The following is a 24,481-nucleotide window of genomic DNA, read 5'->3' on the forward strand; positions in this document are numbered from 1 at the left end:
GTGGCGCCCTCGGCAGGACTCGAACCTGCGCACCCGGCTCCGGAGGCCGGCGCTCTATCCTCTGAGCTACGAGGGCGAGGCAACGAAGTCTAGCAACCGGGCTTCGCCGAACAGACCGCACGTATGCTCGGCCCATGGCTCCGAAGGTGCTCCTCGTCGACGACGAGAAGTCGATCCTCATGATGCTCGAGGTGAATTTCCGGGCCGCCGGTTTCGATGTGGTGACGGCCACGAGCGGCGCCGGCGCGCTGGAGATGGCCGTCGCCGCCCGTCCCAATGCCATGGTGCTCGACCTCGGACTTCCCGACCTCGACGGGTGGGAGGTGGTCAAGCGCCTGCGCGAGCTCGATGGTGTCGCTTCGACGCCCGTCGTCGTGCTGTCCGGGACCGATCGCAACGACGCTCGTGCGCGGGGCTACGCTTCGACCGTGGAGGCGTACGTCACCAAACCGGTCGAGCCCGACGAGCTCGTGCAGACCGTCCGCCGCGTGCTCGCCCGATCGGGCGGCTGATGCTCGGCGCCCGCCACGTCCGAGGACGTGAGGGCCGCATGGTGAGCGGAGCGAACGTTGTGATGCTCTCCCTGGACGGATCGCCATGATCGAGGACGCGCTCGCGGACCTGCTGCGATCCGCGCTGGCATCGTCGGGGCTCGACCTCGACGGCGAACCGCCCGAGATCGTCCTGACCAAGCCCAAACAGAAGGAGCACGGCGACTTCGCGACGAACCTCGCGCTGCAGGTGGCGGGCCGGGTAGGTAAGCCGCCGCTCGAGGTGGCGGAGATCATCGTCGCCAACCTCCCGGTGTCCGACGTGATCGAGTCGAAGGAGATCGCGAGACCGGGCTTCATCAACTTCCGCGTTCGGGACGACTGGCTCCATCGAGCGCTCCGCGACGTCGCCGCACAGGGGGCCATGTACGGACGGTCGGCGCCGAGCGGCAGGCGTGTCCAGGTCGAGTTCGTCAGCGCGAATCCGACAGGGCCGCTGACGCTCGGGCACGCGCGGAACGCCGCGATCGGCGACGCGCTCGCTCGCCTGTTCGAGTTCACGGGATTGGAGGTACTGCGCGAGTACTACTTCAACGACGCCGGCGGACAGATGGACCGCTTCGGCGACAGCGTTGTCGCGCGATACCTCCAGGCAGTGGGGCGCGAAGCCGAGGTGCCGCAGGACGGCTACCACGGCGCGTACCTCGCCGACATCGCCGAGGACATCCTTCGCGCGGTCGGGCCGAGCCTCGCCGACCTGCCGCCCGACGAGCGGATGCTTCGGCTCCGGGACGAAGCCGTTCAGCGGGTGCTGCCGCAGATCCGTTCGACGCTCGATCGCTTCGGCGTGCGCTTCGACGTGTACACCTCCGAGCGGACGCTCGCCGAACGCGGCGAGATCGAGCTGGCCGTGCAACGCCTGCGGCAGGCGGGCCTGGCGTACGAGGCGGACGGTGCGGTGTGGTTCCGCTCGACCGAGTTCGGCGACGACAAGGATCGCGTCCTGATCCGCTCGAACGGACGGCACACGTACTTCGCCGCGGACTGCGCCTACGTCATCGACAAGTTCTCGCGTGGGTTCGACCACGTCGTGTACGTGTGGGGAGCCGACCACCACGGCGACGTGGCCCGCGTTCGCGGAGCGGCGCAGGCGCTCGGCTACGACCCGTCCTCGCTCGAGTTCGTGGTCTACCAGTGGGTGGCGTTCCTGCGTGATGGCGAGCCTGTCCCCATGAGCAAGCGCGCAGGCACGTTCGTGACGCTCGACGAGCTGATGGACGAGGTCGGTACGGACGCCGCGCGGTTCCACCTGTTGATGTTCAGCCCGGACGCGACGATGAACTTCGACATCGAGGCCGTGAGGCAGCAGAGCATGGACAATCCCGTGTATTACGTCCAATACGGACACGCGCGGATCGCCTCCATCCTGCGAAAGGCCGCCGAGCGCCGCGTCGAGCTTCGCTCCATCGACGAGGTCGACCTGTGGCGGTTGTCGCACGAGGCCGAGCTCGACCTCCTCCGTGCGATCGCCGACGTCGAACGCCAGATCCGAACGGCAGCGGAACGGCGCGCGCCGCACCGGCTGACGCACGCGGCACAGGACATCGCGGGGCGTTTCCACCGCTTTTACACGGAGTGCTCGGTGCTCTCGGACGACGCAGCTCTGACGCAGGCGCGGCTGTGGCTGTGCGTCGGGACGAAGCAGGTGATTGCCAACCTCCTGGAACTGCTCGGCGTCTCGGCACCCGAGTCGATGGAACGCTCCGAGGACGTCGAGCGCGCCCGATGACCGAGCTCGAGCAGCGGACCGGAACGCCCGTCGGGTCTGCCGGTGTGGTCGTCCGGTTCGGGCGCCCGAGCGACGCCGGATCGTTTCTGGAGGCGTTCCGATCGGTGGCGGAAGAACGGCGCTTCATCCAGTCAGAACGAGTGGACCGGACGCCGAGGTTCTATCGGCGGCGGTTCCGCCGGCCGTGGTCGCAGAGCGCGGCGCACCTCGTCGCGGTGGAGAACGAGCGCGTCGTCGGCGGTCTGTCGATCCACCGGCTCGACGACCATCCGGCAACCAAGCACGTCGCGACCTTCGGCATGTTCGTCGTTTCCAGCCACCGCGGGCGCGGGATCGGTGCAGAGCTGCTGAAGGAAGCGGTCGCGTGGGCCGAACGCGTCGGCGTCCGGCGTGTCGAGCTCACCGTGTACCCGCACAACGACCGCGCGCGAGCCCTGTACCGCAAGTTCGGGTTCGTCGAGGAGGGGCGGCTCGTTCGGCACGCCAAGAAGTCCTACGGCTACGAGGACGAGATACTGATGGCGCTGTGGCTCGGACCCACGCCGTGAGCGAGCGCGTCCTCCGCGTCGGGATGCTCGGCTGCGGCAACGTCGGCGCCGCCGTCATCCGTCTGCTCCACGAGCATCGCGACGACATCCAGCGTCGCGCCGGCTGCCATCTCGAGGTGGCGCGTGTCGCCGTCCGGGACCCGGCCAAGCGACGCGACGTGCCGCTCGATGCGTCGCGGTTCGTCTCCGATCCGATGGAGGTCGTCGAGGACCTCGACGTCGACATCGTCTGCGAGCTGATCGGCGGCAACGAGCCGGCGGGGTCCCTGGTCCTTGCCGCGTTCGATCGGGACAAGCCGGTGGTCACGGCGAACAAGGAGCTGCTGGCGACTCGCGGACGTGAGCTGTTCGACGCGTCGGACGCGAAGGGCCTCGACCTGTACTTCGAAGCCGCCGTCGGCGGTGGCATCCCGCTGATCAGGCCCCTCAAGGAATCGCTGACCGGCGAGCGCGTTCGTCGTGTCCTCGGCATCGTGAACGGCACGACGAACTACATCCTCACCAGGATGACCGACGACAGGAGCTCCTTCGACGATGCGCTGCGTGAGGCGCAACGGCTCGGGTACGCCGAGGCTGACCCGGGCGCCGACGTCGAAGGGCACGACGCGGCGGCCAAGTGCTCGATCCTCGCCTCCATCGCCTTCAACGCCCGCGTCGTGGCCAGCGACGTGTTCCGCGAAGGCATCTCCCGTGTCACGACGGAAGACATCGAGTTCGCGCGCCGGCTGGGCTACGTCGTAAAGCTCCTCGCGATCGCGGAGCTCGACGACACCGAACGAATCGCCGTGCGGGTTCACCCGGCGATGATCCCGGCCACGCACCCGCTCGCGAGCGTGCGCGACGCGTTCAACGCCGTGTTCGTGGAGGGCGAGAAGGTCGGCGAGCTCATGTTCTACGGTCGCGGCGCGGGCGGCGGTGCAACCGCGACCGCCGTCGTCGGTGACCTCATCACGGTGGCTCGGAACCTCGTTGCCGATGCGCGCGGCATCGGCTGCACGTGCTTCTACGAGAGAACGATCCGCCCGATGGTCGAGATGACGGGTCAGTACTACATCCTGCTGCGCGTCGAGGACCGTCCGGGTGTGCTGGCCGAGATCGCCCGCGTCTTGGGCGACAACGCCGTCTCGATCAAGAGCGTGTGGCAGGAAGGCACGGGCCGAGACGCGCAGCTCGTGTTCGTGACGCACCGAGCCCGGGAGGGGGCGTTCCAGCACGCGGTCGCCGAGCTGCACGCCGTGCAAGCCGTCGAGGAGGTTCGAAGCGTGCTTCGAGTGGAGGCCGAAGAGTAGTGGCCCGCCCCTGGCGCGGCGTGATCGAGGAGTATCGCGACCGTCTCCCGGTCGGCCCCGACACGCCCGTCGTCACCCTGGGCGAAGGCGGAACGCCGCTGGTGCGTTCGGACGCCCTGTCCGACGAGACCAGGTGTGACGTGTGGTTGAAGTACGAGGGGGCCAACCCCACCGGGTCGTTCAAGGACCGCGGCATGACGGTCGCGATCAGCAAGGCGCTCGAGGAGGGCTCGAAAGCCGTCGTCTGCGCCTCGACGGGAAACACGAGCGCGAGCGCCGCCGCGTACGCCGGAAAGGCGGGAGTGACGTGCGCCGTGCTGGTCCCCAAGGGCAAGGTCGCGCTGGGCAAGATGGCGGGAACCCTTGTGCACGGCGCGCGTGTGCTCGAGGTGGAGGGGAACTTCGACGCGGCGCTCGCGCTCGCACAGGACCTCGCGTCCACCTTTTCGGTGACGCTCGTCAACTCGGTGAACCCGCACCGCCTGCTGGGGCAGAAGACCGCGGCGTTCGAGATCTGCGACGCGCTCGGCCGCGCGCCGGACGTGCACTGCGTTCCCGTGGGCAACGCCGGGAACATCTCGAGCCACTGGCTCGGCTACTCCGAGTACCTGAACGACGGCGTGATCCACGAGCCGCCACGGCTGTTCGGGTTCCAGGCGGCGGGGGCTGCTCCCATCGTCGAAGGTGCCCCGGTGAAAACGCCCCAGACGATCGCGTCGGCGATCCGCATCGGGAACCCGGCGTCGTGGGACAAGGCGCTCGCGGCGGCAAAGGAGTCCGAGGGCGCGATCCTCGCCGTCACCGACCGCGAGATCCTCGCGGCTTATCGGCGCATCGCCCGAGAAGGGATGTTCGCGGAGCCGGCGTCGGCGGCGAGCGTTGCGGGACTGCTGCGGCTCGCTGGAGAGGATCGTCTCCCCGAGGGGTCGACGATCGTGTGCGTCCTGACCGGTCACGGTCTGAAGGACCCGGAGTGGGCGATCACCGGCGCGGCACACCCGCCGTCCATCCCCGCCGACGCGCACGCCGTCGCGGCTGAGCTCGGCCTGTAACGTCGCGGGCATGCGACTCACGGCGCGGGTTCCCGCGACGTCGGCGAACCTCGGACCGGGGTTCGACTGTTTCGGCCTGGCCCTCGATCTCTGCAACGAGGTAACGATCGACACCGAGGCCGACGGCGGAGTGACGTGGGAGGGCGAGGGCGCCGACGAGCTCCCCACCGACGGCACCGACTTGGTGAGCCGCGCCATGCGGTTGGCTGCGTCGAACAGTGACCACTCGATCCCTGCCCATCGCCTTCACGGCGTCAATCGAATCCCGCTGGCGAGCGGCCTCGGCTCGAGCGCCGCCGCCGCCGTCGCCGGCGTAGCGCTCGCCCGAGCGCTCCTCGGTTACCACAGCGACGCCGAGACGACCTTCGGCATCGCCGCTGCGCTCGAGGGGCATCCCGATAACGCGGCGGCGGCGTCCTTCGGAGGGCTCGTGATCGCGAGCGGCGGACAGGTCGAGCGCATCGACCCCCATCCAGACCTCCGGCCGGTCGTGCTGATCCCCGACGGTGTGCGGATCTCGACCGAGGACGCGCGCCGTGCGCTGCCCGACACGGTCGCTCGGGACGACGCCGTGTACAACATCGGGCGCTCGGCGATGACCATCGTTGCACTGCTTCGCAACCCGTCGAAGCTACCCGGCGCGCTCGACGACCGGCTCCATCAGGACGCGCGACTCACGCTCGCGCCGACCGTCCGGGACGTGTTCCGTCGGCTCCGTGCGGAGGGCTACGCGGTGTGTCTGTCCGGCTCGGGGCCGGCGCTGCTGGCGTTCGAAACCGATGGTCGGCGCATCGCCGACCCCGATGAGGGCTGGCGGGTGCTCCGAGTGCACGTTCGAGCGACCGGGGTCGAGGTCTTCCAGTCTTGACGATTGCTCGTGGCTGCGCGGCGGGACCTTATCTCCGCACGGTCCTGCGACGATGGTGTGATCGATGTCATTGAACCGCTCACACCCGAAACCTAGACTCGGTCGACCGCCGGAGGGTGTCGATGGGAACGGCGTGACCCGATGAGCGTCAACCCGCTCGGCGGTGAGTCGAGGCGAGCGGAAGTCGAATCACCTCCCGGTGCCGAGCGTCCCGAAGAGGGCGTGTCGCCGGTCCTCATCACCGATCTCGCCAGCAAGACGCTCGCGGTCAAGGAAGGCGACGCCTTCCTGTACTCCGATCTCGAAGGCAACCTCGAGCAGGAGGCCGACTACGGCCTGGGGCTGTACTCCAAGGACACACGGTTCCTCTCCCGGTTCCGGCTGACGATCAACGGGCGCGCGCCGGTCCTGCTGTCGTCGTCGTCCGAGCGCGGCTACATGTCGCACGTCGATCTCACCAACCCGGACCTGTACGACGAAAAGGTGCTCGCCGTCCCTCAGCAGACACTGAACATCCGGCGGATCCGAGCGATCAGCGGACGGCTGTTCGAGCGGGTGCGGATGAAGAACTACAACCCGTTCCCCGTCACGATCGACGTGGAGTTCGCGTTCGGGGCCGACTTCGCCGACATCTTCGAGGTCCGGGGGATGACCCGGGACGGATCGCAACCCCCCGCGGCACCGAAGGTGGAGGACGGCCGGATCGACTTCGTCTACGAAGGACGCGACGGCGTTCGTCGGATCACCAGGATCGAGTTCGGCGCGCGCGCCGATCGCATCGACGTCGACGACCTCGAAGCGACGGCTACGTTCCGGGTTCACCTCGGCCCGTACCAGACGAAGCTGATCGGACTGTCCGTCGACCCGATCATCGAGGACGGCCGCCCGTCGTCGGTGGACTTCGACCATGCGGTGCACGAGCTGCGCCGGTCGTACGAGGAGTGGGAGCGCGAGTCGACGCAGGTGGTCACCGACAACGAGCTGTTCAACGAACTGCTCGACCGCAGTCTGCGGGATCTCCGCGCGCTCTACACGCAAAGCGATGGCGGGGCCGTGCTCGCCGCCGGCATCCCGTGGTACGTCGCCGTGTTCGGCCGCGACTCGCTGATCGCCTCCCACCAGCTGCTGATGGTCAACACACGGCCGGCGCGCGACGCGCTCGAGCTCCTCGCGTCGAAGCAGGGGACGATCGAAGACGACTGGCGCGATGAGGAACCGGGCAAGATCCTGCACGAGATCCGACAGGGCGAGCTGGCGCGCGCCGGCCTCATCCCGCACTCGCCCTACTACGGCTCGGTCGACGCCACGCCGTGGTTCGTCCTGCTGTACGCCCAGCACTTCCGGTGGACGGGCGACCTGGAGTTCGCCGAGAAGCTCCTGCCGGCCGCACAAGCGGCGCTGGCCTGGATCGACGAGTACGGCGACCTGGACGGCGACGGCTTCGTCGAATACCTCTCGCGTTCGCCGCGAGGCATCAAGAACCAGGGGTGGAAGGACTCATATGACTCCGTCGTCCACGCCGACGGGCGGCTCGCCGAACCACCGATCGCTCTCTGCGAAGTTCAGGCCTACGTCTACCTGGCCAAGCAACGGATGGGCGACGTGTATCGCGCGCTCGGTCGCGACGACGACGCGCGTCGACTCGAGGACGAGGCTGCCGCGCTGCGGGCGAAGTTCAACGAGGCGTTCTGGATGGGCGACGAGAAGTACTTCGCCCAGGCGCTCGACGCCGACAAACGCCAGGTGCGGACGATCACCTCCAACCCGGGGCACGCGCTGTACTGTGGCATCGTCGACGACGAGAAGGCCGTTCCGCTCGCCAAGCGCCTGCTCTCGCCGGACATGTTCTCGGGCTGGGGTATCCGCACGATGAGCAAGGCGGCCGCGGCGTACAACCCCATGAGCTACCACAACGGATCGGTCTGGCCGCACGACAATGCGCTCATCGCCGCGGGGCTCAAGCGCTACGGCATGGCTCGTTCGACCAACCGCGTCTCCACGGCGCTGTTCGACGCGGCGGTGAACGCGGACTACATGCGGCTGCCCGAACTGTTCTGCGGATTCACCAGGCGTACGCCGAACCGGCCCGTGAGCTATCCGGTTGCGTGCTCGCCCCAAGCGTGGGCCGCCGGTTCTCCCTTCCTCATGTTGCAGGCGATGCTCGGCATCTCGGCACGAGCCCATCAGAACCTGCTCACGGTCAACCTGCCGCACCTGCCGACGTGGCTCAACACGGTCGAGGTCCGAAACCTCGCTGTCGGCGACAGCCGGATCAGCGTGGTGTTCCGTCGCGAGGGTGAGATCACGTCGTTCTCGCTGCTGTCGCGCGAAGGCGACGTTCGCGTCGTGATGGAGGAGTAGCGGCCCCGACTGGATAGCCGCTACGGGTGGATCACGACCGGAGTCCCCAAGCGGAGCACCCGCCGCAACCGCGCGAGCGTTCCCTCCGAAACTCGGAGGCATCCGGCGCTCGCGGAGCGTCCGATCGAGGATGCGTCGTTGGTTCCGTGAATTGCGAGCTGATCGCCGCCGCCCCATCCCGGCGGAAGGTTCGGCTGAATCCCCGAGATCCCGAACGCGAACGTCCCGAGCACCCCCCCGTTGGGGAACGGCACTCGGTCGGTCACGAAGTACCGGCCGATGGGTGTCGGTGACGGGGGCGCGCCCGTCGCGGCCCCGGCGCGGAATAGCACGTGATCGCCGCGGCGCACCGTGATGCTGTGTTCCGACAGATCCGCCTCCACGCTCACACGCGTGTGCGAGCGGTCGAGTCCGCGGAGTCGGATCCATCCCGTTGCCCGGTATCCGACGTACGGGACGCCGACGAGCCCGTAACGGCCGTCGGGGGAAACGTCGCGGACCCAGGCGACCGTGGGGATGTCGTAGTACCTCGAGCCCGCCGGCATCGTTCCAATCGTCCGGCCGCCGCCAGGACGCGCCGTGATCGCCATGGCGCGTTCGACGTGAACGAGGAGGTGGCGCAGTCCGTCTCGCCCGCGTGGGGCGCGGCCCGGATTCTCGGACCAGCCGGCTGGGACGACGGCGCGGGTCGTACCGACCGTGGCGGAGAGCAGTGCTGCGTTCGCTCGGCGAGCGGGCATCCAGGTTGCGATGGCGCCCGCCACGATGAGCGCGCCGGCAATCACGGCAACCAAGGGACGTCTGTGAGGGATCATCCTCCGCCGTATCGGGAGCCGTGTTGAGCCGATACACGGCCGTGAGCAGGGTCTGCCCGAACGGCGTCACCCGACGTGGCCCGACCCGTCCGTTCGGCCTGGGACCTTCGGCTAACGAATGCAGGGACCGGTGCCGACCGGTTGGGTCTGTCCGATCGAACGCTCGAGGACCGGGGCAACCTCGCTCGCCGCGAGCGCGTAGCCCACGTTCTGGTCGGCCGTCGACGCGGCGAACACGACGCCGGCGACGTAGCCGTTCGACAGCACGAACGGACCGCCCGAATTGCCGGGCCGGACGTGCGTCTGGAGCTCGAGCACGAACCGCTCCGTCCGGCGTCGCCCGTAGATGTCCAGTCCGATCACGCCGTCGAGGGCGCGAAGCACCGCGGCGCGATTCCCCTCGAGCTCTCTTCCGCCCGGGTAACCGAGGACCGCTCCTCCGGCGCCACGGTCGGCGTCGAGCGGCGTGAGCGACAGGCTGGGCCAGGGAGCACCGTCGACGTGCAGGACGGCGAGATCGAGCTCCGCGTCGAAGAGCACCGTCGTCGCCGCATACGTCTCACCGCCGCTGCTGACGATCTGTGGCTCGTCGACGCCGGCGACGACGTGCGCGTTCGTGATGACGTACTCGCCGCCGACCCCGAACCCCGAACCCTCCTGGATCCTGTCGCACGCCGGGCCGACGACCATAACGGTGCTGTCGTCGGCGGCCGCGAACGCCGCACGGGCGTCGACGCTGCTGGGAGGGCGAACCGGCTCGGCGGGAACGGGCGGGAGCCCAGCGAACACGTCCGGGAATCCGAACCGGTTGAAGAACTGCCGGACCTGCGCGAGGAGCGACGGCGGCTGGGGCAGCGTGTCGTCGAGCGCGCGAACGATCGCAGACCCGCGGATCTGTCGCGCGAGGTCGGGGAAGGGCCCGTTCACCAGATTCAGCGAGATGAACCAGATGGTGATCAGCGACGCGAGGATCGCGACGGCCGATCCACCTAAGGCATCGGCCCGGCCGTACTTCGAGGAGCGCGTACGCGTGCGGAGCCTGGTGCCGACGAACCACCCGACGCCGTTCCCGATTCCGGCGAACACGATGAGCGTGACGATCGCCAGCGTCGCCTGCGCCATCGACTGATCGGCGATCCCCGAGACGAGCGGCACGAAGAGCGCGCCGACGACGAGCCCGATCAGCAGTCCGCCGAAGCCAAACGCTTGCAACGCGAGCCCGCGCCGGAACCCCGACAGCGCCGCCAGCACAAGTGCGCCGACGAGGACGAGGTCGAGGCCGTTCACGTTGTCCATCGTCCCACGCGCGGCCCGCTGGAAGCGTCGTTGGTGCGGCTACACTGCGAACCCGTGGTGACGATCGGCCACATCTCCGACCCGCACGTCGGCTCCCCGTACTTCGTTCCGAACCTGATGCATCGCGTCCTGGTGGAGCTGAACGAGCTCAACCCAGACGTCGTCATCTGCAGTGGTGACCTCACCAACGAGGGATACCGGCAGGAGTACAAGAACTGGCTCGCCTACGCGCAGCGCATCACGGCGCCGATGTATACGGTCCCCGGCAACCACGACGCGCGGAACGTGGGGTACCTCCATTTCGAGGAGCTGATCGGCGACCGGCACTGGAGCGTGGACGTGCACGGCGTTCGCATCGTCGGCGTCGACTCCAGCGAGCCGGACATCAACGAGGGGCAGGTCGGCCGCGAACGGTACGACTGGATCCGGTCGCAGTTCGACGTTCCGGCGGAGCTGAAGGTGTTCGTGCTGCACCACCACCTGCTGCCGATACCGGGCACGGGTCGCGAACGCAGCACGGTGATGGACGCGGGTGACCTGCTCGAGGTGCTCATCACCAGCGGCGTGAACATCGTGCTCTCCGGACACAAGCACGTGCCGTACGTGTGGCGTCTGGAGGACCTGTACGTCGCGAACGCGGGGACGGTCGCCTCGCTCCGCGTCCGCGGCTACACGAAGCCGTGTTACAACGTGCTCGAGTTCGAGGGCGATCAGGTCAGGATCACGCGGAAGTACCCGTTCGGCGGGGGCAGCGTGATCGCCCACTTCTCGCTCTCGACAGGCGAGCAGTTCCACCGTGAGCTCGAACCACCCGTTCAGCAACGGACGACCGTGACCGGCGCGCAGATCGGGGAGTAGCTCCGAAGATCACGATCGCGCCGGCCGCCATGCGATAGGCGACCAGATGAAGGTCCTCGTTCTCGTCGACGGCGAGCACTACCCACCGGTGACGCGTTGGGCGCTCGAGACCTCGCGTTCGCGCGGTCTCGAGCCCGTTGCGGCGCTGTTCCTCGGGGGAACGGAAAAGCTCCGCCCCGGGAAGGACCTCGAGCTCGGCCTTCCGCTGATCCACGCGGACGGCGAACCCACCGCCTCGTTGGCACGGGCGCTCGACCGGCTCGGTCGTGGCTCAGTCGAAGCGGTTCTCGACGTGTCCGACGAACCCGTGCTCGGTGATCGCGAACGCATGGAGCTCGTCGCGGTCGCGCTCGCCCGAGGCCTCCCGTACGTGGGCGGCGATTTCCGGTTCGACCCCCCGATCGACGGCCCGCCGCTGGGGGTCGCGACCATCGCTGTGATCGGAACCGGCAAGCGCACCGGCAAGACCGCGGCGGCGGGCGAGGTCGCTCGAACCGCGCTGGCCGACGGCATGAACCCGATCGTCGTCGCCATGGGACGGGGCGGTCCACCCCGGCCGCAGGTGGCCGAGGCCGGCTCGGTCACGCTCGAGCGTCTGCTCGAGCTCGTCCGCAGCGGACGGCACGCCGCGTCCGACTACCTGGAGGACGCCGTCACGACGGGTGTGACGACGATCGGCGCGCGACGGGCCGGCGGCGGACTCGCGGGCCGCCCGGTCGCGACGAACGCGCGCGAGGCGGCCGAGCTCGCCGTGGGGCTCGGGGCGGGCGTCGTGGTCCTCGAGGGGAGCGGGGCGTCCGTCCCCCCAGTGCCGTGGGATGCGGGCGTGCTCGTGACGAATGCCGCTTTGGCCGAGAGGAACCTGACCGAGTACCTCGGCCCCTACCGCCTGTTGCTGTCGGACCTGGTGGTTGTTACGATGGGCCACAGCCCAGCCGGGCGGAGAATCTCTTCTAGCGAGAACTTCTCTGTCCTCCGATCCCACGTCAAGCGACTGCGCGGTGATGCCCGGCTCATCGTGGCGGACCTTCATCCACAGCCGCTGGGCGACGTGGAGGGCAAGGACGTGTTCTTCACTACGACGGCGCAGGGACCGGTCGCCGACAGGCAGGCTCGGTCCCTGGAAGCGAATCACGGCTGCCGCGTGGTGGGGTTGAGCGCCCGCCTCGCCGATAGGGCGGGGTTGGCGCGTGAGATGGATGGCGCCGGAGGGTACGAGGTGCTCCTCACCGAGCTCAAAGCCGCAGCCGTAGACGTCGCGTGCGAACGAGCGATCGCCCGCGGAGCGGACGTCGTCTTCGTCGACAACCGACCCGTCGCGGTGGACGGCGAGCCGGATCTCGTCGAGGCGCTGCGTTGGACCATCGGGCTCGCGATCGAGCGGCACGCCGCCCGTGGCGGCTCGGAGCAAGCATGACCAACGAGATCGGTTCGACGAACAACAACAAGGAACGGCGGAGCCCGCACATCGTGATCGAGGACGGACAGACCGGGCTCCCGTTCTCGAAGGGCCTGCACGCCTCCGAGGTAATGGTCACGGGGCTGTCGCCGTCGCGCGCGTACCAGGTTGCCGAGGTGGTCGAGGAGCGACTGCTGGCGCGAAGCGCGCCGTCGGTATCGAGCGACGAGCTCTCCGAGCTGACGCTCTCGGCGGTGGAGGAGCTCGCAGGCGAGCGCTACGCGGAGAACTATCGGCGGTGGCGCGAGGTGGCGGCATTGGACGTTCCGGTCGTCGTGCTGATCGGGGGCACGACCGGCGTCGGGAAGTCGACGTTGGCCACGCAGCTTGCAACGCGCCTCGGTATCGTCCGCGTCGTCGCGACCGACGCCGTGCGCGAGGTGATGCGTGCGCTGTTCTCTCGCGAGCTGATGCCCTCGCTGCACACATCGTCGTTCGAGGCCGGTTCGGTGCTCCGTGAACATCCGTCGCGCGACGCCGTCGTCGTCGGCTTCCGAGAGCAGACGGCGGCCGTGGCCGTGGGCGTCAACGCGCTCCTCGAGCGCGCCGCCCTCGAGCAGACCAGCTTGATCATCGAGGGCGCGCACGTCGTCCCGGGATTCGTCGACCCATCCAGGTGGCAGGACCGGGCGCTGGCTGTTCCGCTCATCCTCTCTGTCGAGGACGAGGACGCGCACCGCAGCCACTTCGCGGCCCGCGCCGCGGACCATTCGGGCCGCGCCGCGAATCGCTACCTGACCGAGTTCGAGAACATCCGCCGAGTACAGCGCTACATCAAGAGCCAGGCGCTGAGCCACGGCGTTCCCGTATTGCCCAACTACGACTTCGACCGAACGCTCGCCGCGATCATCGACCTGGTGATGGATCGTGCGACGGAGCGGGCGGTCGGCCAGGCGACGCCCGTTGGCGTGGCGACGGAGGGAGGGGCCCGATGAAGCTGTTCCTGGACACGGCCAGCATCGACGAGATCCGTGAGATCAATCGGTGGGGCGTGCTCGGCGGCGTGACGACGAATCCGTCACTCGTCGCCAAAGAGGCCGACGACCCCGCGCGGGTGTGGAAGGAGATCCTGTCGGAGGTCGAGGGCCCCATCTCGCTCGAGACGACCGAGCTCGAGATCGAGCCCATGTACGAGCAAGGCGTCGATCTCGCCCAGATGGCGACCAATGCCGTGGTGAAGGTGCCGATGACGCCGAACGGCCTGACGGTGGGGAAGCGCCTCACCGACGAGGGGATCAAGGTCAACGTCACGCTGGTGTTCTCGCCGGCGCAGGCGATCCTCGCGGCCGAGATCGGGGCGTACATCGTGTCGCCGTTCCTCGGCCGGTTGGATGACGTGGCCGCCAATGGGATGGACGCGCTGCGGAAGATTTGCGAGATCTACGAGGTTCAAGGCTATGAGACCAACGTCCTCGCGGCCTCGCTCCGTCATCCCATGCACGTCGTTGACTCCGCGCTCGCGGGTGCCGATATCGCCACGATGCCGTACTCGGTGTTCACGCAGCTGGTGAAGCATCCGCTTACGGACGTTGGACTTGAAAAGTTCCTGCAGGACTGGAAGTCCCTGCAAAAGGAACTGCAGAAAGGAGCCTGAGTGGCAACCATGGAGAAGAGCGCCCTCGAGGGCAAGGTCGCGGCCGAACTGCATCAGATCGCGTCCGACCTCGGGATCGAGGGCCACAGAGGCCTGAAGAAGGCCGACTTGATCGAACGCATCCTGGCGCACGCGAACGGCCAGAACCCGAGCGCCGGAAGCGCCGCGGCGACCGGGCCGTCGCCCGCCGGGACGCCGAGCGGGGCCTCGCCGCCTCCCGCGGACCAGCAGTCCGCCGGATCCGAAGGTGGCACCGGGGAGACGCGCACGGACGTACGGCGCGAGAACGCCCCGGCCCCGTCGGGCAACGGCGGCGTCCGGCAGGACGACCGAGTCCGCGAACGGCCGCGCGAGCAGCGGTTCGAGCGTGGTGGAGGCGAACGTCCGCCGTACCGCGACGGACAGGGACCGCGCCGACGTCCGTCCCGCGAGGAGCGGCGGCGCGCCCGCGAGGAGCGTCGCCAGCGCGAGGTCGAGACGCGCGAGGAGGAGCTCGCCACGGCGCCGACGGCGACGGGTCTTCTCGACATCCTGCCGGAGGGGTACGGGTTTCTCCGCACGACCGGGTTCCTTCCCGGGCAGCAGGACATCTACGTCTCGCTGTCGCAGGTGCGGCGGTTCATGCTCCGCAAGGGCGACACCGTCACCGGCAAGGTTCGTCATCCCAAGGACAACGAGAAGTACTTCGCGCTGCTGCAGATCGACACGGTGAACGGCGTCGATCCCGAGACGGCGAAGTCGCGCCCCAACTTCGACAAGCTGACGCCGCTGTTCCCGCACGATCGGTTCCGTTTGGAGACCGGGCCGACCGACGTGACCGGCCGCATCATCGACATGATCACGCCGATCGGGAAGGGTCAGCGCGGCATGGTCGTCTCGCCGCCGAAGGCGGGCAAGACGACGGTCCTCAAGAACATCGCGAACGGGATCATCAACTCGAGCCCGGACACCCACGTGATCATCCTGCTCGTCGACGAACGTCCCGAGGAGGTTACGGACTGGCAGCGGACCGTGCAGCCCGCGGAGGTCGTCTACTCCACGTTCGACAAGCCGCCGGACCAGCACATCCAGGTCACCGAGCTGGTCCTCGAGCGGGCCAAGCGCCTCGCCGAGATGGGCAAGGACGTCGCTATCATCCTCGACTCGATCACTCGGCTCGCGCGCGCGTACAACCTCGCCGCTCCGGCGTCCGGGAAGATCCTGTCGGGCGGTATCGACTCGACGGCGTTGTACCCACCGAGGCGGTTCTTCGGCGCCGCGCGGAACATCGAGGAGGGCGGCTCGGTGACGATCATCGCGAGCGCGCTCGTCGAGACCGGTTCGCGGATGGACGAGGGGATCTTCGAGGAGTTCAAGGGCACAGGGAACATGGAGATCCGTCTCGACCGCCAGATGGCAGAGAAGAGGCTGTTCCCGGCTATCAACGTCGAGGCCTCGAGCACGCGCAAGGAAGAGCTGCTCCTCCCGACCGAGGAGCTCGCGCTCGTGTGGCGGCTCCGCCGAGTTCTCCACGCACTCGACCCGGGCGCCGCGCTCGAGCTGCTCACGGACAAGATCCGCCAAACGAAGTCGAACGAGCAGTTCCTGAAGGAGATCGCCAAGGCGCCGTCCTGAGGTTCGGCGTCCACAGCCATCGAGGAGTGTTCGAAGTCATGAAGCAGAACATCCATCCCGAGTACAAGGTCGCGACGGTCCACTGTTCGTGCGGCAACACGTTCCAGACCCGCAGCACGAGGTCGGACCTGCGCGTCGAGATCTGCTCGAACTGCCACCCCTTCTACACGGGCAAGCAGAAGCTCGTGGACACGGGGGGGCGCGTCGAGCGCTTCCAGCGTCGCTACGCCAAGCAACAACAGCCGGGTTGATCCGGGTCGTGCTTCGGCGCGATCGATGACGCAGCGCGTGGCGGATGAGGTGGCCAAGCCCGAGCACTTCTACGGCGGCCAGGCCGTGGTTGAGGGCGTCATGATGCGGGGCCGCGACGTGTGGGCGGTGGCCATCCGGAGACCCGCAGGGGACATCCACGTCGAGTCGCACGACATCGATTCCGTCGCGAAGCGTCATCCGATCCTCCGCAAGCCGTTCCTGCGAGGGGTGATCGCGCTCGGGCAGGCGCTGGCGATCGGGTTCCGCGCGCTGTCGATCTCGGCGCGCGAGTCCGCGCCTGAAGACGAGCAGCTGACGTCGCGTCAGATGGCGGTCTCGTTCGTCATCGCCGCGGTGATCTTCATCGGGTTGTTCATCGTGCTGCCCGCTGCGACGTTCGGGTGGGTTGGGCGAAGGATCGGGTCGAGCATCATGACGAATGTCCTCGAGGGCCTGTTCCGTGTCGGGCTGTTCCTCGGCTATCTGTTGGTGATCGGTCGCGCGAAAGACATCCGACGTGTGTTCGCGTATCACGGCGCGGAGCACAAGACGATCGCGGCGTACGAGCACGAGGAGCCTCTCACTCCCGACCGTATCGATCCCTACTCGACGCTTCACGTCCGGTGTGGCACCAACTTCCTGTTGATCGTCATGGTGACGACGATCTTCGTGTTCGCCCTATTCGGTGCACCCGGACTGTGGTGGCGCATCGGCTCTCGCCTGCTGGCGATCCCGATCATCGCCGGGCTCGCATTCGAGCTGTTGCGGCTCGGCGCGCGGTACCCGAAGTCCGCGTTCATGCGGATCGTCATGACACCCGGGCTGTGGCTCCAGAAGATCACGACGAAGCCCCCCGACGATGGTCAGATCGAGGTCGCGATCGCCTCGTTCAACGAGGTGCTCAAACGGGAGCAGCAGGCCCGCAGCGCAGAGGCGTAAGCGCGGTTGGGTGCTTGCATCGGCGTTCGCCGCGTGTAGCGTCCTGGTCCCGCCTTCGGGCACCCGCAAAAAAACAGGAGGCCTTCCCCATGTCCGCGACAGAGCTGGACGTGCCCGTCCTCTTCTCGTCCGACCAGATTCGCCGCCGGGAGTTCGTCACGATCCGGCGCGGATACGACCCGCATCAGGTACGCGACTACCTCGACCAGCTCGCCGACCAGGTCGAGGTGATGGCCTCGATGCTTCGCGAGGCGCGGCTCGAAGCGGACGCCGCACTGCGCGAGCTCGCTCAGCCGAAGGTCGACCCATACGAGCGGCTCGCAAAGCGCGTGGCGAAGGTGATCCGCGAGGCGGACGAGGTGGCCGAGCGGGTCCAGGTCGAAAGCCGTCGGGAAGCAGAGCGCATGCTCGAGGAAGCGCGTGCCGATGCCGATCGGATCCGGAGCCAGGCGAAGGCCAAGGACGAGCAGGCGCGCGAGACCGCCGAGCGCTCCCTCCGCCTGGCAAAGGAGCATGCTGACCGAACCCTCCTGGGCCTCTCGACCCGACGAAACCGCTTGGTCGGGGAGCTCGCGCAGATGCGGGACCGACTGCTCGGCGTGGCGAGTGATCTGGAGGCGACGATCGTCATGCCGGAGATCGCCGAGGCCGACATCGACGAAGACTCGGATGGCATCGAGGCCGGCGACGCCACCGAGAGCGTTATCGACGTGACGAACGACCACGAGCCCTCCACGCCGCGCGACAACGTGTTCGTCGAGCACGTCGAGGAGCACGACGTTCTGGACGATCCTTCGTACGAGGAACTTTGGGAGGGAACGAAGGTGCTCGACCTCGAGATGCCTGACATCCCACGGCTCGACCTGTTTTGGGGCGACGAGCCGGACGACGCTTCCCGCGAATAGACGTTCCACCTTCCCGGGACCAACCGCGCTCTCTCGCGGGCCTGGATAATCGGTCCATGGACTTCGACACACGTCTGGCCGATGTGGAGGCGCGCTACGAACGCGTGCAGGTCGAGATGGCCTCGCCTGACGTCGCCGCCGATCGCGATCGGATGCGCCGGCTGGGCAAGGACTTCGCTGAGCTGGAACAGATCATCGTGCCGTATCGGCAGTTCCGCGAAGCGCGGCGTGAAGCCGAGGAGGCGCGCTCGCTGGCGCGCGAGGAGGCCGACCCCGAGATGGCCTCGTTCCTCCGTGCCGAGGCGGAGGCCGCCGAGGCGAAGATCGCCACGTTGCGATCCCGGCTCGAGGAGCTGCTCGTCCCCCGCGATCCGAACGACGACAAGGACGTCATCGTCGAGATCCGCGCCGCAGCCGGCGGAACCGAGGCGGCGCTCTGGGGGGCGGAGCTTCTCGAGCTGTACCGGCACTACGCGGAGCGCCGCGGATGGAAGACCGATGTTCTCTCCGCGTCGCCCGCAGAGCTCGGCGGGTTCAAGGAGGTCGTTTTGGAGGTACGCGGCAAGGGGGCGTACTCGCGGCTGAAGCACGAGTCGGGCGTGCACCGAGTGCAACGCGTTCCCGTCACCGAGTCCTCCGGTCGGATCCACACGTCGACGGCAACCGTCGCCGTGCTCCCTGCGGCCGAAGACGTCGAGGTCGAGATCAAGCCCGAGGATCTGAAGATCGAGGTCTACCGCTCCTCCGGGCCCGGCGGTCAGTCGGTCAACACGACGGACTCCGCCGTTCGGATCACGCACAAGCCGAGCGGCATCGTCGTCGCGACGCAGGAGGAGCGATCGCAGCTGCAGAACCGGGAGAAGGCGATGCGCTACCTGCGCGCGCGATTGCTCAGCCGCGCGCGAGACGAGGCTGCCGCCGAGGAGGCAGCCACCCGGCGCTCGCAGCTCGGAACGGGGGAGCGCGCCGAGAAGATCAGGACGTACAACTTCGCGGAGAACCGCGTGACCGATCACCGCGTGAAGGTGACGGTTCACCGCTTGCAGGACGTACTCGAAGGCGACATCGACGAGTTCGTCGACGCGCTGCTCGCGGCCGAGCGCGCGTCACAGCTCGCAACCGCGACCGACGGCGATCCCGACGGCCGCCGTGGCGCGCGAGCGTCCGAGCAGGAGTGACCCATTGCGCCCCGCGGAGGTCGTTCGCCGCGCGACGGACTACCTCGAACGGCACGACGTCGAGAGTCCACGCGCGACCGCCGAGCAACTGATGATGCACGTGCTCGGGACGGATCGAGCCGGGCTCTTCTCGCGGACTCAGGGACTCGACGCTCGTGAGGCCAGGATGTACGGGCGAGCGATCTGTCAGCGGTGCACAGGAACGCCGCTGCAGCACCTCACCGGACGGCAGGCGTTCCGACGTATCGAAGTCGAGGTTCGGCCGGGCGTGTTCGTCCCGCGCCCCGAGACCGAGGTCCTTGTCGAACACGCCCTCGGCGCAATCCGGGACTCCGAGGGACCGCTTGTCGCGGACGTCGGAACGGGGACCGGCGCGATCGCTCTCGCCATCAAGGACGAACGGCCGGACGCGAGGGTGTTCGCGACCGATCGCTCTGCGGAGGCGGTCGACCTGGCGCTGGCGAACGCTCGGCGGCTCCGAATCGATGTCGCGGTCCTCGAGGGTGACCTTCTCATGCCGCTGCCCGACGAGCTCCGGGGATGGTTCGACCTCGTCGTGAGCAATCCGCCGTACGTCACGCCGGAGGAGTACGAGGGTCTTCCGCCGGAGGTGAAGGCTGACCCGACGCTCGCCCTCCTCGGGGGACCCGAGGTGTACGAACGGCTCGCGGCCGAGGCGCTCCGATGGCTGCGGGACGGCGGCGTGCTCGCGGTCGAGGTCGGAAGCGCGTTCGGCGAGACCATCGCGGAGGTTTTCCGGGGATCGTTCATGGACGTTCGTGTGGCGCCAGATCTCGCTGGGCGCGATCGCGTGGTCATCGCCCGGAGGCCGTGACGGACCCGATCCGTGACGCGGCGGACGCCGCGGTGAGCGGTGAGCTGATCGTCGTTCCCACCGACACCGTGTACGGCATCGGGACATGTCCCGACGACCCGGCGGCTACCGCCCGCGTGTTCGAGGCGAAGTCGCGGCCATCTGACCTCGAGCTTCCGGTGCTCGTGCCGTCGCTGACGGCGGCGAAGCAGATCGCATCGTTCGACGAGCCAGCGTTGCGTCTGGCGACGCGGTTCTGGGCGGGGGCCTTGACGTTGATCCTTCCCCGGACGGAGTTGTCTCGAGGCTGGGAGCTCGGCGGGAACGCCGAGACGATCGGCGTTCGGATGCCCCATCATCCGCTCGCGCTGGCTGTGCTCACGTTGACGGGACCGCTCGCGGTGACGAGCGCCAATCGCTCGGGTGAGTCGACGCCGGCGGCGTGCGACGGCGTCCGGGCGGTGTTCGGCGATCGCGTGGCCGTTTACCTCTGCGATAGCTCTCCGGTCGATGGCCGGGCGTCGACCGTCGTGGATTTGACCGGCGGCGAGCCTCGGTTCCTTCGCGTCGGTGCCCTCGCCGAGAGTGCCGTGGTCCACGCTCTGTCGGAAGCGTGAAGGCGGGGGTTCGCCGGTACACTCCCGAACCTCGTGGCATCGATCCTCGTCGTCTGCACGGGCAACGTGTGCCGTTCGCCGATCGCCGAGGCGATCCTGCGCTCGACGCTCCGGGAGCGCCTCGGAGAGAGCGCACCATCGGTCGCGTCGGCCGGAACGTCGGGATGGGCCGGCTCGCTCGCCGAGGACGGGTCGATCGTCGCAGCGGCCGAGCGAGGCTTCCAACTCGCGGCACATCGCGGGCGCAGGTTGCACGAACGCGACCTGTCCGACGCGGAGTTGGTGATCGCCATGTCGAGCGAACATCGCGATCACGTCGAAGACCTTCATCCGCGTGCCGCGTCGCGCACGTTCACGCTCAAGGAGATCGTGCGCCTCCTCGAACGGATCCCCTCGCGAGAGCATCCGTCGGCGGGCGAACGGGCCGTCGATCCGCATGCGACGCTGCGCGACCTCGTCGAGCGCGCCGACGAGCTCCGGCGTGCGGGCGATCTCGGCAATCCGGCGGACGAGGGAATCATCGATCCCCTCGGCATGCCGCTCGCGACCTATCGGGCAGTGGCGGCGGAGCTCGAAGAGTGGTGCGTCCGGCTGGTGGACGCCATGTTCGGTCCCGCGCCGGTCCGGGCGGCATCGATCTCGGATCCGGACTGATGCGCGTCTCGATGGGGAGCGACCACGCGGGGTATCTGTTGAAAGAGGAGCTGAAGACGTTCCTCCGGACAGAGGGGCACCAGGTGCTCGACGTCGGAACGGATTCCGAGGAGACGGTGGACTACCCGGACTTCTGCGCCGCGGCCGCGCGCGCGGTCATCGACGGCCGCGCGGACCGCGCGATCGTCCTCGGCGGCTCCGGGCAGGGTGAGCAGCTCGCCGCGAACAAGGTCAGAGGTACGCGCGCCGCCCTGTGCAATGACCTCCACCTCGCGCAGCTCTCGCGCCGTCACAATGACGCGAACGTGCTGGCGATGGGGGGCCGCATCGTCGCCACCGAGCTCGCCAAGGAGATCGTGAAGCTGTGGCTCGCGACGCCGTTCGACGGCGGCCGTCACGCGAAGAGGCTCGAGCAGATCGCCGAGATCGAACGCGGAGAACGATGAGATGACGAACGACTTCGTCGCCGACTGGGACGCACTGGCGGAGACGGATCCCGACGTCGCCGGTGCCATCGCCAACGAGGTGAACCGGGAGCGCTCGACGCTCCGGCTGATCGCGTCGGAGAACTATGCGAGCCCCGCCGTCCTCGCCGCGCAGGCGTCGACGATGAACAACAAGTACGCCGAGGGGTATCCGGGCCGTCGCTACTACGGCGGGTGCGAATTCGTGGACGTTGTGGAGACGCTGGCGATCGAACGAGCGAAGCGCCTGTTTGGAGCGGACCATGCGAACGTGCAGCCGCACGCCGGAGCGCAGGCCAACCTGGCCGTGTTCGGTGCGTTCCTTGAGCCGAGGTCCGACGACAAGGTGCTCGGCCTGGTGCTCGCGCACGGAGGGCATCTGACCCACGGGTCGCCGGTGAACGTGTCGGGAAAGTGGTTCAACTTCGTCGGGTACGAGGTCGACCCCGAGACCGAGCAGCTCGACTACGACCGGATCCGCGATCTGGCCAAGCAGCAGCGACCGAAGATCGTCCTGGCCGGGTTCACGGCGTATCCGCGCGTCATCGACTGGGTGGCGTTCCGCAGCATCGCCGACGATGTCGGCGCGCTCCTGTGGGTCGACGCGTCGCATTTCATCGGGCTCTGCGCGGGTGGCGCCTACCCCAGCCCCGTTCCGTTCGCTGACGTGGTGACGTTCACGACGCACAAGACGCTCCGCGGCCCCCGAGGGGCCATCGTCCTGTCCAAGGAGGAGCACGCCAAGGCGATCGACAAGGCCGTTTTCCCGATGATGCAGGGAGGGCCGCTCGAGCACGTCGTCGCGGCGAAGGCCGTCTGCCTGCAGGAGGCGATGAGCCCGGATTTCGCCGAGTACGCCGCCCGCGTGGTCCGTTCCGCGCGGTCGCTTGCGCAGGGCCTCGCGGACGAGGGCATCCGCGTCGTGTCGGGCGGAACCGACTCGCACCTCGCGCTGTGCGACGTTCGCCCGGTCGGCTTGGGCGGCAAGGAGGCCGAGGCCGTCTGCGACGACGTCGGCATCGCCATCAACAAGAACGGCATCCCCTTCGACCCGATGCCGCCGCTGGATCCGTCGGGCATCCGCGTGGGGACACCGGGCCCGGCGACACTGGGGATGGACGAGCCCGAGATGAAGGAGGTCGCGAGCATCATCGGCGAGGCGCTCAGGAACCGGACCGATGGGCGCGTCAAGGAGCTGTGCCGCGCTCGCGTCGGCGAGCTCATGAACCGCTTCCCGGTCTATCCGGGCTAACCCGCGAGCGCCACGCGTCGGGCGCCGCCGATACGACAGGCGGTAGCATCGCCGGAGGTGGGCTCTTACCTGCTCGTCTTCGCGATCACGGCGATCGTGACGTTCGCGGTCACGCCGCTCGTTCGAGCCCTCTCCAGCGGCCTCGGGTGGATCGACCGGCCGTCCGATCGCAAGATGCATCCCAAGCCGACGCCCACGGCGGGGGGGATCGGCATCTGGATCGGGCTGTCTGCGGGTCTGATCGCCTCGAGGTTCGTACCGTTCCTTCGAAATCTGTTCGACACGGGTTCCGATCTCGACGCCGTCGCAATCGCCGGCACGGCGATCGTCGTGCTCGGCGTGATCGACGACACACGGGGGGTGTCGGCGCTCGGCAAGCTCGCCGGTCAGGTGCTGATCGCCGGCGTGCTCGTGCTGATCGGCGTGCAGTTCATCTGGTTCTACTTCCCCGGCCAGGGGTTGCTCTCGCTCTCCCCGGACATCGCCGTCCCCCTCACGATCATCTGGGTGGTGCTGATGGTGAACGCCGTCAACCTGATCGACGGGCTGGACGGGCTCGCGGCCGGGATCGTGGCCATCGCCGCGATCGCGTTCTTCGCGTACATCGCGTGGTCGCCGCAGGGCAACGCCATCGAGGCCTCGTCGGCGGCTCTACTCGCGGTGATCGCCGCTGGCGCCGCGATCGGCTTCCTTCCGTGGAACTTCTACCCCGCCAAGATCTTCATGGGCGATTCGGGCGCGCTTCTGTTGGGGCTGGTATTGGCGGTCGCGACGATCTCGGGCGCCGTGCGGAACCTGAACGGACCCCCGGAGGAAACGAGCGGCGCGCTGGCGGCGATCGTGATCCCCATCACGCTGCCGCTGCTCGTCCTGTCGATCGCGCTCCTCGACGTCGTGCTGGCGGTCATCCGGAGGATGCGGCGCGGTATCGGCATCGGGCACGCCGACAAGGAGCACATCCATCACCGATTGATGGACATCGGCCACACGCACCGTCAGGCGGTGTTGCTGATGTATCTGTGGAGCGCGCTCATCTCGGGATCCGCGCTGGTCATCGCCTTCATCGACGGCACGTTGATGGTGGGCGCGATCGTCGGGGCTGCGGTGATAGTCGCCGCCGTCCTCCCCAGGCTCATCCGCGACCGCTCTCCGCGGGGGAGCGATCGCCCCCTCGAGGGGAACGGAGCCGGAACGCCCGTCACCGCGGTGGCCGCCCGCGCGGATCGGCCGCCGCCACGCCCCGCCCGTCGGGATCGGGCGCCGGGCGCTTCCTGACGCAACGCCTCGGCGACTCGGGACATCCGAGGTCCGTCGGTGCGGCGTAATACGTCATAATCGCGGTCCGAACGAGGCCGGATCCACGCGGCGTCGA

Annotated in this window: 24 protein-coding genes and 1 tRNA gene; 22 read left to right on the plus strand and 3 right to left on the minus strand. The window is 68.3% G+C overall.

Features of this window, described 5'->3' with window-relative positions; genetic code table 11:
* Window position 1: 1 nt before the first annotated feature.
* A tRNA-Arg gene (locus VFA08_11205) sits at window positions 2-76 on the minus strand.
* A 58-nt stretch (window positions 77-134) separates the two neighbouring features.
* Here VFA08_11205 and VFA08_11210 point away from each other — a divergent pair.
* The 7 genes from VFA08_11210 to VFA08_11240 all read left to right on the plus strand — a co-directional run bounded on the left by VFA08_11210 (window position 135) and on the right by VFA08_11240 (window position 8,398).
* Entirely contained in the window at window positions 135-512 is a 378-nt protein-coding gene (locus tag VFA08_11210; protein ID HYZ14151.1) for a response regulator, read from the plus strand.
* A gap of 85 nt (window positions 513-597) precedes the next feature.
* Entirely contained in the window at window positions 598-2,280 is a 1,683-nt protein-coding gene (argS, locus tag VFA08_11215) for an arginine--tRNA ligase (GenBank protein ID HYZ14152.1), read from the plus strand.
* Window positions 2,277-2,828 carry a GNAT family N-acetyltransferase gene (locus VFA08_11220; GenBank protein HYZ14153.1) on the plus strand — a complete coding sequence of 184 codons (552 nt, stop codon included), beginning with the start codon at window positions 2,277-2,279 and terminating at the stop codon, window positions 2,826-2,828. Before argS ends, VFA08_11220 begins: the two co-directional genes overlap by 4 nt.
* Window positions 2,807-4,117, plus strand: coding sequence for a homoserine dehydrogenase (locus VFA08_11225; protein ID HYZ14154.1), 1,311 nt, complete (start codon window positions 2,807-2,809; stop codon window positions 4,115-4,117). Before VFA08_11220 ends, VFA08_11225 begins: the two co-directional genes overlap by 22 nt.
* Window positions 4,117-5,169, plus strand: a complete 1,053-nt coding sequence (gene thrC / locus VFA08_11230) for a threonine synthase (GenBank protein ID HYZ14155.1) — start codon at window positions 4,117-4,119, stop codon at window positions 5,167-5,169. The genes VFA08_11225 and thrC overlap by 1 nt, the downstream gene beginning before the upstream one ends.
* A gap of 10 nt (window positions 5,170-5,179) precedes the next feature.
* Window positions 5,180-6,037, plus strand: coding sequence for a homoserine kinase (gene thrB / locus VFA08_11235; protein HYZ14156.1), 858 nt, complete (start codon window positions 5,180-5,182; stop codon window positions 6,035-6,037).
* Window positions 6,038-6,178: 141 nt separating this feature from the next.
* Window positions 6,179-8,398, plus strand: a complete 2,220-nt coding sequence (locus tag VFA08_11240) for an amylo-alpha-1,6-glucosidase (protein HYZ14157.1) — start codon at window positions 6,179-6,181, stop codon at window positions 8,396-8,398.
* Window positions 8,399-8,418: 20 nt separating this feature from the next.
* Here the strand turns inward: VFA08_11240 and VFA08_11245 are convergent, their stop codons facing one another.
* Window positions 8,419-9,183, minus strand: coding sequence for a L,D-transpeptidase (locus VFA08_11245; GenBank protein HYZ14158.1), 765 nt, complete (start codon window positions 9,181-9,183; stop codon window positions 8,419-8,421).
* A 141-nt stretch (window positions 9,184-9,324) separates the two neighbouring features.
* Window positions 9,325-10,500: a MarP family serine protease gene (locus VFA08_11250; GenBank protein ID HYZ14159.1), complete on the minus strand. Its 1,176-nt coding sequence runs from the start codon at window positions 10,498-10,500 to the stop codon at window positions 9,325-9,327.
* A gap of 63 nt (window positions 10,501-10,563) precedes the next feature.
* Here VFA08_11250 and VFA08_11255 point away from each other — a divergent pair, with 63 nt between their 5' ends.
* The 15 genes from VFA08_11255 to VFA08_11325 all read left to right on the plus strand — a co-directional run bounded on the left by VFA08_11255 (window position 10,564) and on the right by VFA08_11325 (window position 24,384).
* Window positions 10,564-11,367, plus strand: a complete 804-nt coding sequence (locus VFA08_11255) for a metallophosphoesterase (GenBank protein HYZ14160.1) — start codon at window positions 10,564-10,566, stop codon at window positions 11,365-11,367.
* A gap of 46 nt (window positions 11,368-11,413) precedes the next feature.
* On the plus strand, window positions 11,414-12,784 hold the full coding sequence (locus tag VFA08_11260; GenBank protein ID HYZ14161.1) for a 2,3-diphosphoglycerate synthetase: 1,371 nt from the start codon (window positions 11,414-11,416) through the stop codon (window positions 12,782-12,784).
* Window positions 12,781-13,761 (plus strand): hypothetical protein, encoded by a 981-nt coding sequence (locus tag VFA08_11265; protein HYZ14162.1) that lies wholly within the window; start codon window positions 12,781-12,783, stop codon window positions 13,759-13,761. The genes VFA08_11260 and VFA08_11265 overlap by 4 nt, the downstream gene beginning before the upstream one ends.
* Window positions 13,758-14,420 carry a fructose-6-phosphate aldolase gene (fsa, locus tag VFA08_11270; GenBank protein HYZ14163.1) on the plus strand — a complete coding sequence of 221 codons (663 nt, stop codon included), beginning with the start codon at window positions 13,758-13,760 and terminating at the stop codon, window positions 14,418-14,420. The genes VFA08_11265 and fsa overlap by 4 nt, the downstream gene beginning before the upstream one ends.
* A gap of 9 nt (window positions 14,421-14,429) precedes the next feature.
* On the plus strand, window positions 14,430-16,034 hold the full coding sequence (rho, locus tag VFA08_11275; GenBank protein HYZ14164.1) for a transcription termination factor Rho: 1,605 nt from the start codon (window positions 14,430-14,432) through the stop codon (window positions 16,032-16,034).
* Between the two features lie 38 nt (window positions 16,035-16,072).
* Window positions 16,073-16,285, plus strand: coding sequence for a 50S ribosomal protein L31 (rpmE, locus tag VFA08_11280; GenBank protein HYZ14165.1), 213 nt, complete (start codon window positions 16,073-16,075; stop codon window positions 16,283-16,285).
* 25 nt (window positions 16,286-16,310) lie between these two features.
* Entirely contained in the window at window positions 16,311-17,225 is a 915-nt protein-coding gene (locus tag VFA08_11285) for a DUF1385 domain-containing protein (GenBank protein HYZ14166.1), read from the plus strand.
* Between the two features lie 89 nt (window positions 17,226-17,314).
* Window positions 17,315-18,130 carry a DivIVA domain-containing protein gene (locus tag VFA08_11290; protein ID HYZ14167.1) on the plus strand — a complete coding sequence of 272 codons (816 nt, stop codon included), beginning with the start codon at window positions 17,315-17,317 and terminating at the stop codon, window positions 18,128-18,130.
* 56 nt (window positions 18,131-18,186) lie between these two features.
* The gene (gene prfA / locus VFA08_11295) at window positions 18,187-19,308 is read left to right on the plus strand and encodes a peptide chain release factor 1 (GenBank protein HYZ14168.1); all 1,122 of its coding nucleotides are present in this window, start codon (window positions 18,187-18,189) and stop codon (window positions 19,306-19,308) included.
* 4 nt (window positions 19,309-19,312) lie between these two features.
* The gene (gene prmC, locus VFA08_11300; GenBank protein HYZ14169.1) at window positions 19,313-20,143 is read left to right on the plus strand and encodes a peptide chain release factor N(5)-glutamine methyltransferase; all 831 of its coding nucleotides are present in this window, start codon (window positions 19,313-19,315) and stop codon (window positions 20,141-20,143) included.
* A complete protein-coding gene (locus tag VFA08_11305) occupies window positions 20,140-20,739 on the plus strand; it encodes an L-threonylcarbamoyladenylate synthase (protein ID HYZ14170.1) in 600 nt (199 codons plus the stop codon). The genes prmC and VFA08_11305 overlap by 4 nt, the downstream gene beginning before the upstream one ends.
* A gap of 33 nt (window positions 20,740-20,772) precedes the next feature.
* A complete protein-coding gene (locus VFA08_11310; protein ID HYZ14171.1) occupies window positions 20,773-21,393 on the plus strand; it encodes a hypothetical protein in 621 nt (206 codons plus the stop codon).
* Window positions 21,393-21,839, plus strand: coding sequence for a ribose 5-phosphate isomerase B (gene rpiB / locus VFA08_11315; protein ID HYZ14172.1), 447 nt, complete (start codon window positions 21,393-21,395; stop codon window positions 21,837-21,839). The genes VFA08_11310 and rpiB overlap by 1 nt, the downstream gene beginning before the upstream one ends.
* A 1-nt stretch (window position 21,840) precedes the next feature.
* Complete coding sequence (gene glyA, locus VFA08_11320; protein ID HYZ14173.1) at window positions 21,841-23,109, plus strand: serine hydroxymethyltransferase; 1,269 nt, start codon at window positions 21,841-21,843, stop codon at window positions 23,107-23,109.
* Between the two features lie 57 nt (window positions 23,110-23,166).
* Window positions 23,167-24,384: an MraY family glycosyltransferase gene (locus VFA08_11325; GenBank protein ID HYZ14174.1), complete on the plus strand. Its 1,218-nt coding sequence runs from the start codon at window positions 23,167-23,169 to the stop codon at window positions 24,382-24,384.
* Window positions 24,385-24,481 lie beyond the last annotated feature (97 nt).

Source organism: Actinomycetota bacterium, assembly GCA_035640355.1.
In the GTDB taxonomy this organism is placed as follows: domain Bacteria; phylum Actinomycetota; class UBA4738; order UBA4738; family HRBIN12; genus CALGFI01.

Bases quoted from the DNA above. Each gene is read 5' to 3' on its own strand.
- VFA08_11210 (HYZ14151.1), top strand. From the start codon at position 135: ATGGCTCCGAAGGTGCTCCTCGTCGACGACGAGAAGTCGATCCTCATG.
- argS (HYZ14152.1), top strand. From the start codon at position 598: ATGATCGAGGACGCGCTCGCGGACCTGCTGCGATCCGCGCTGGCATCG.
- VFA08_11220 (HYZ14153.1), top strand. From the start codon at position 2,277: ATGACCGAGCTCGAGCAGCGGACCGGAACGCCCGTCGGGTCTGCCGGT.
- thrB (HYZ14156.1), top strand. From the start codon at position 5,180: ATGCGACTCACGGCGCGGGTTCCCGCGACGTCGGCGAACCTCGGACCG.
- VFA08_11240 (HYZ14157.1), top strand. From the start codon at position 6,179: ATGAGCGTCAACCCGCTCGGCGGTGAGTCGAGGCGAGCGGAAGTCGAA.
- VFA08_11260 (HYZ14161.1), top strand. From the start codon at position 11,414: ATGAAGGTCCTCGTTCTCGTCGACGGCGAGCACTACCCACCGGTGACG.
- VFA08_11265 (HYZ14162.1), top strand. From the start codon at position 12,781: ATGACCAACGAGATCGGTTCGACGAACAACAACAAGGAACGGCGGAGC.
- fsa (HYZ14163.1), top strand. From the start codon at position 13,758: ATGAAGCTGTTCCTGGACACGGCCAGCATCGACGAGATCCGTGAGATC.
- rho (HYZ14164.1), top strand. From the start codon at position 14,430: ATGGAGAAGAGCGCCCTCGAGGGCAAGGTCGCGGCCGAACTGCATCAG.
- rpmE (HYZ14165.1), top strand. From the start codon at position 16,073: ATGAAGCAGAACATCCATCCCGAGTACAAGGTCGCGACGGTCCACTGT.
- VFA08_11285 (HYZ14166.1), top strand. From the start codon at position 16,311: ATGACGCAGCGCGTGGCGGATGAGGTGGCCAAGCCCGAGCACTTCTAC.
- VFA08_11290 (HYZ14167.1), top strand. From the start codon at position 17,315: ATGTCCGCGACAGAGCTGGACGTGCCCGTCCTCTTCTCGTCCGACCAG.
- prfA (HYZ14168.1), top strand. From the start codon at position 18,187: ATGGACTTCGACACACGTCTGGCCGATGTGGAGGCGCGCTACGAACGC.
- rpiB (HYZ14172.1), top strand. From the start codon at position 21,393: ATGCGCGTCTCGATGGGGAGCGACCACGCGGGGTATCTGTTGAAAGAG.
- glyA (HYZ14173.1), top strand. From the start codon at position 21,841: ATGACGAACGACTTCGTCGCCGACTGGGACGCACTGGCGGAGACGGAT.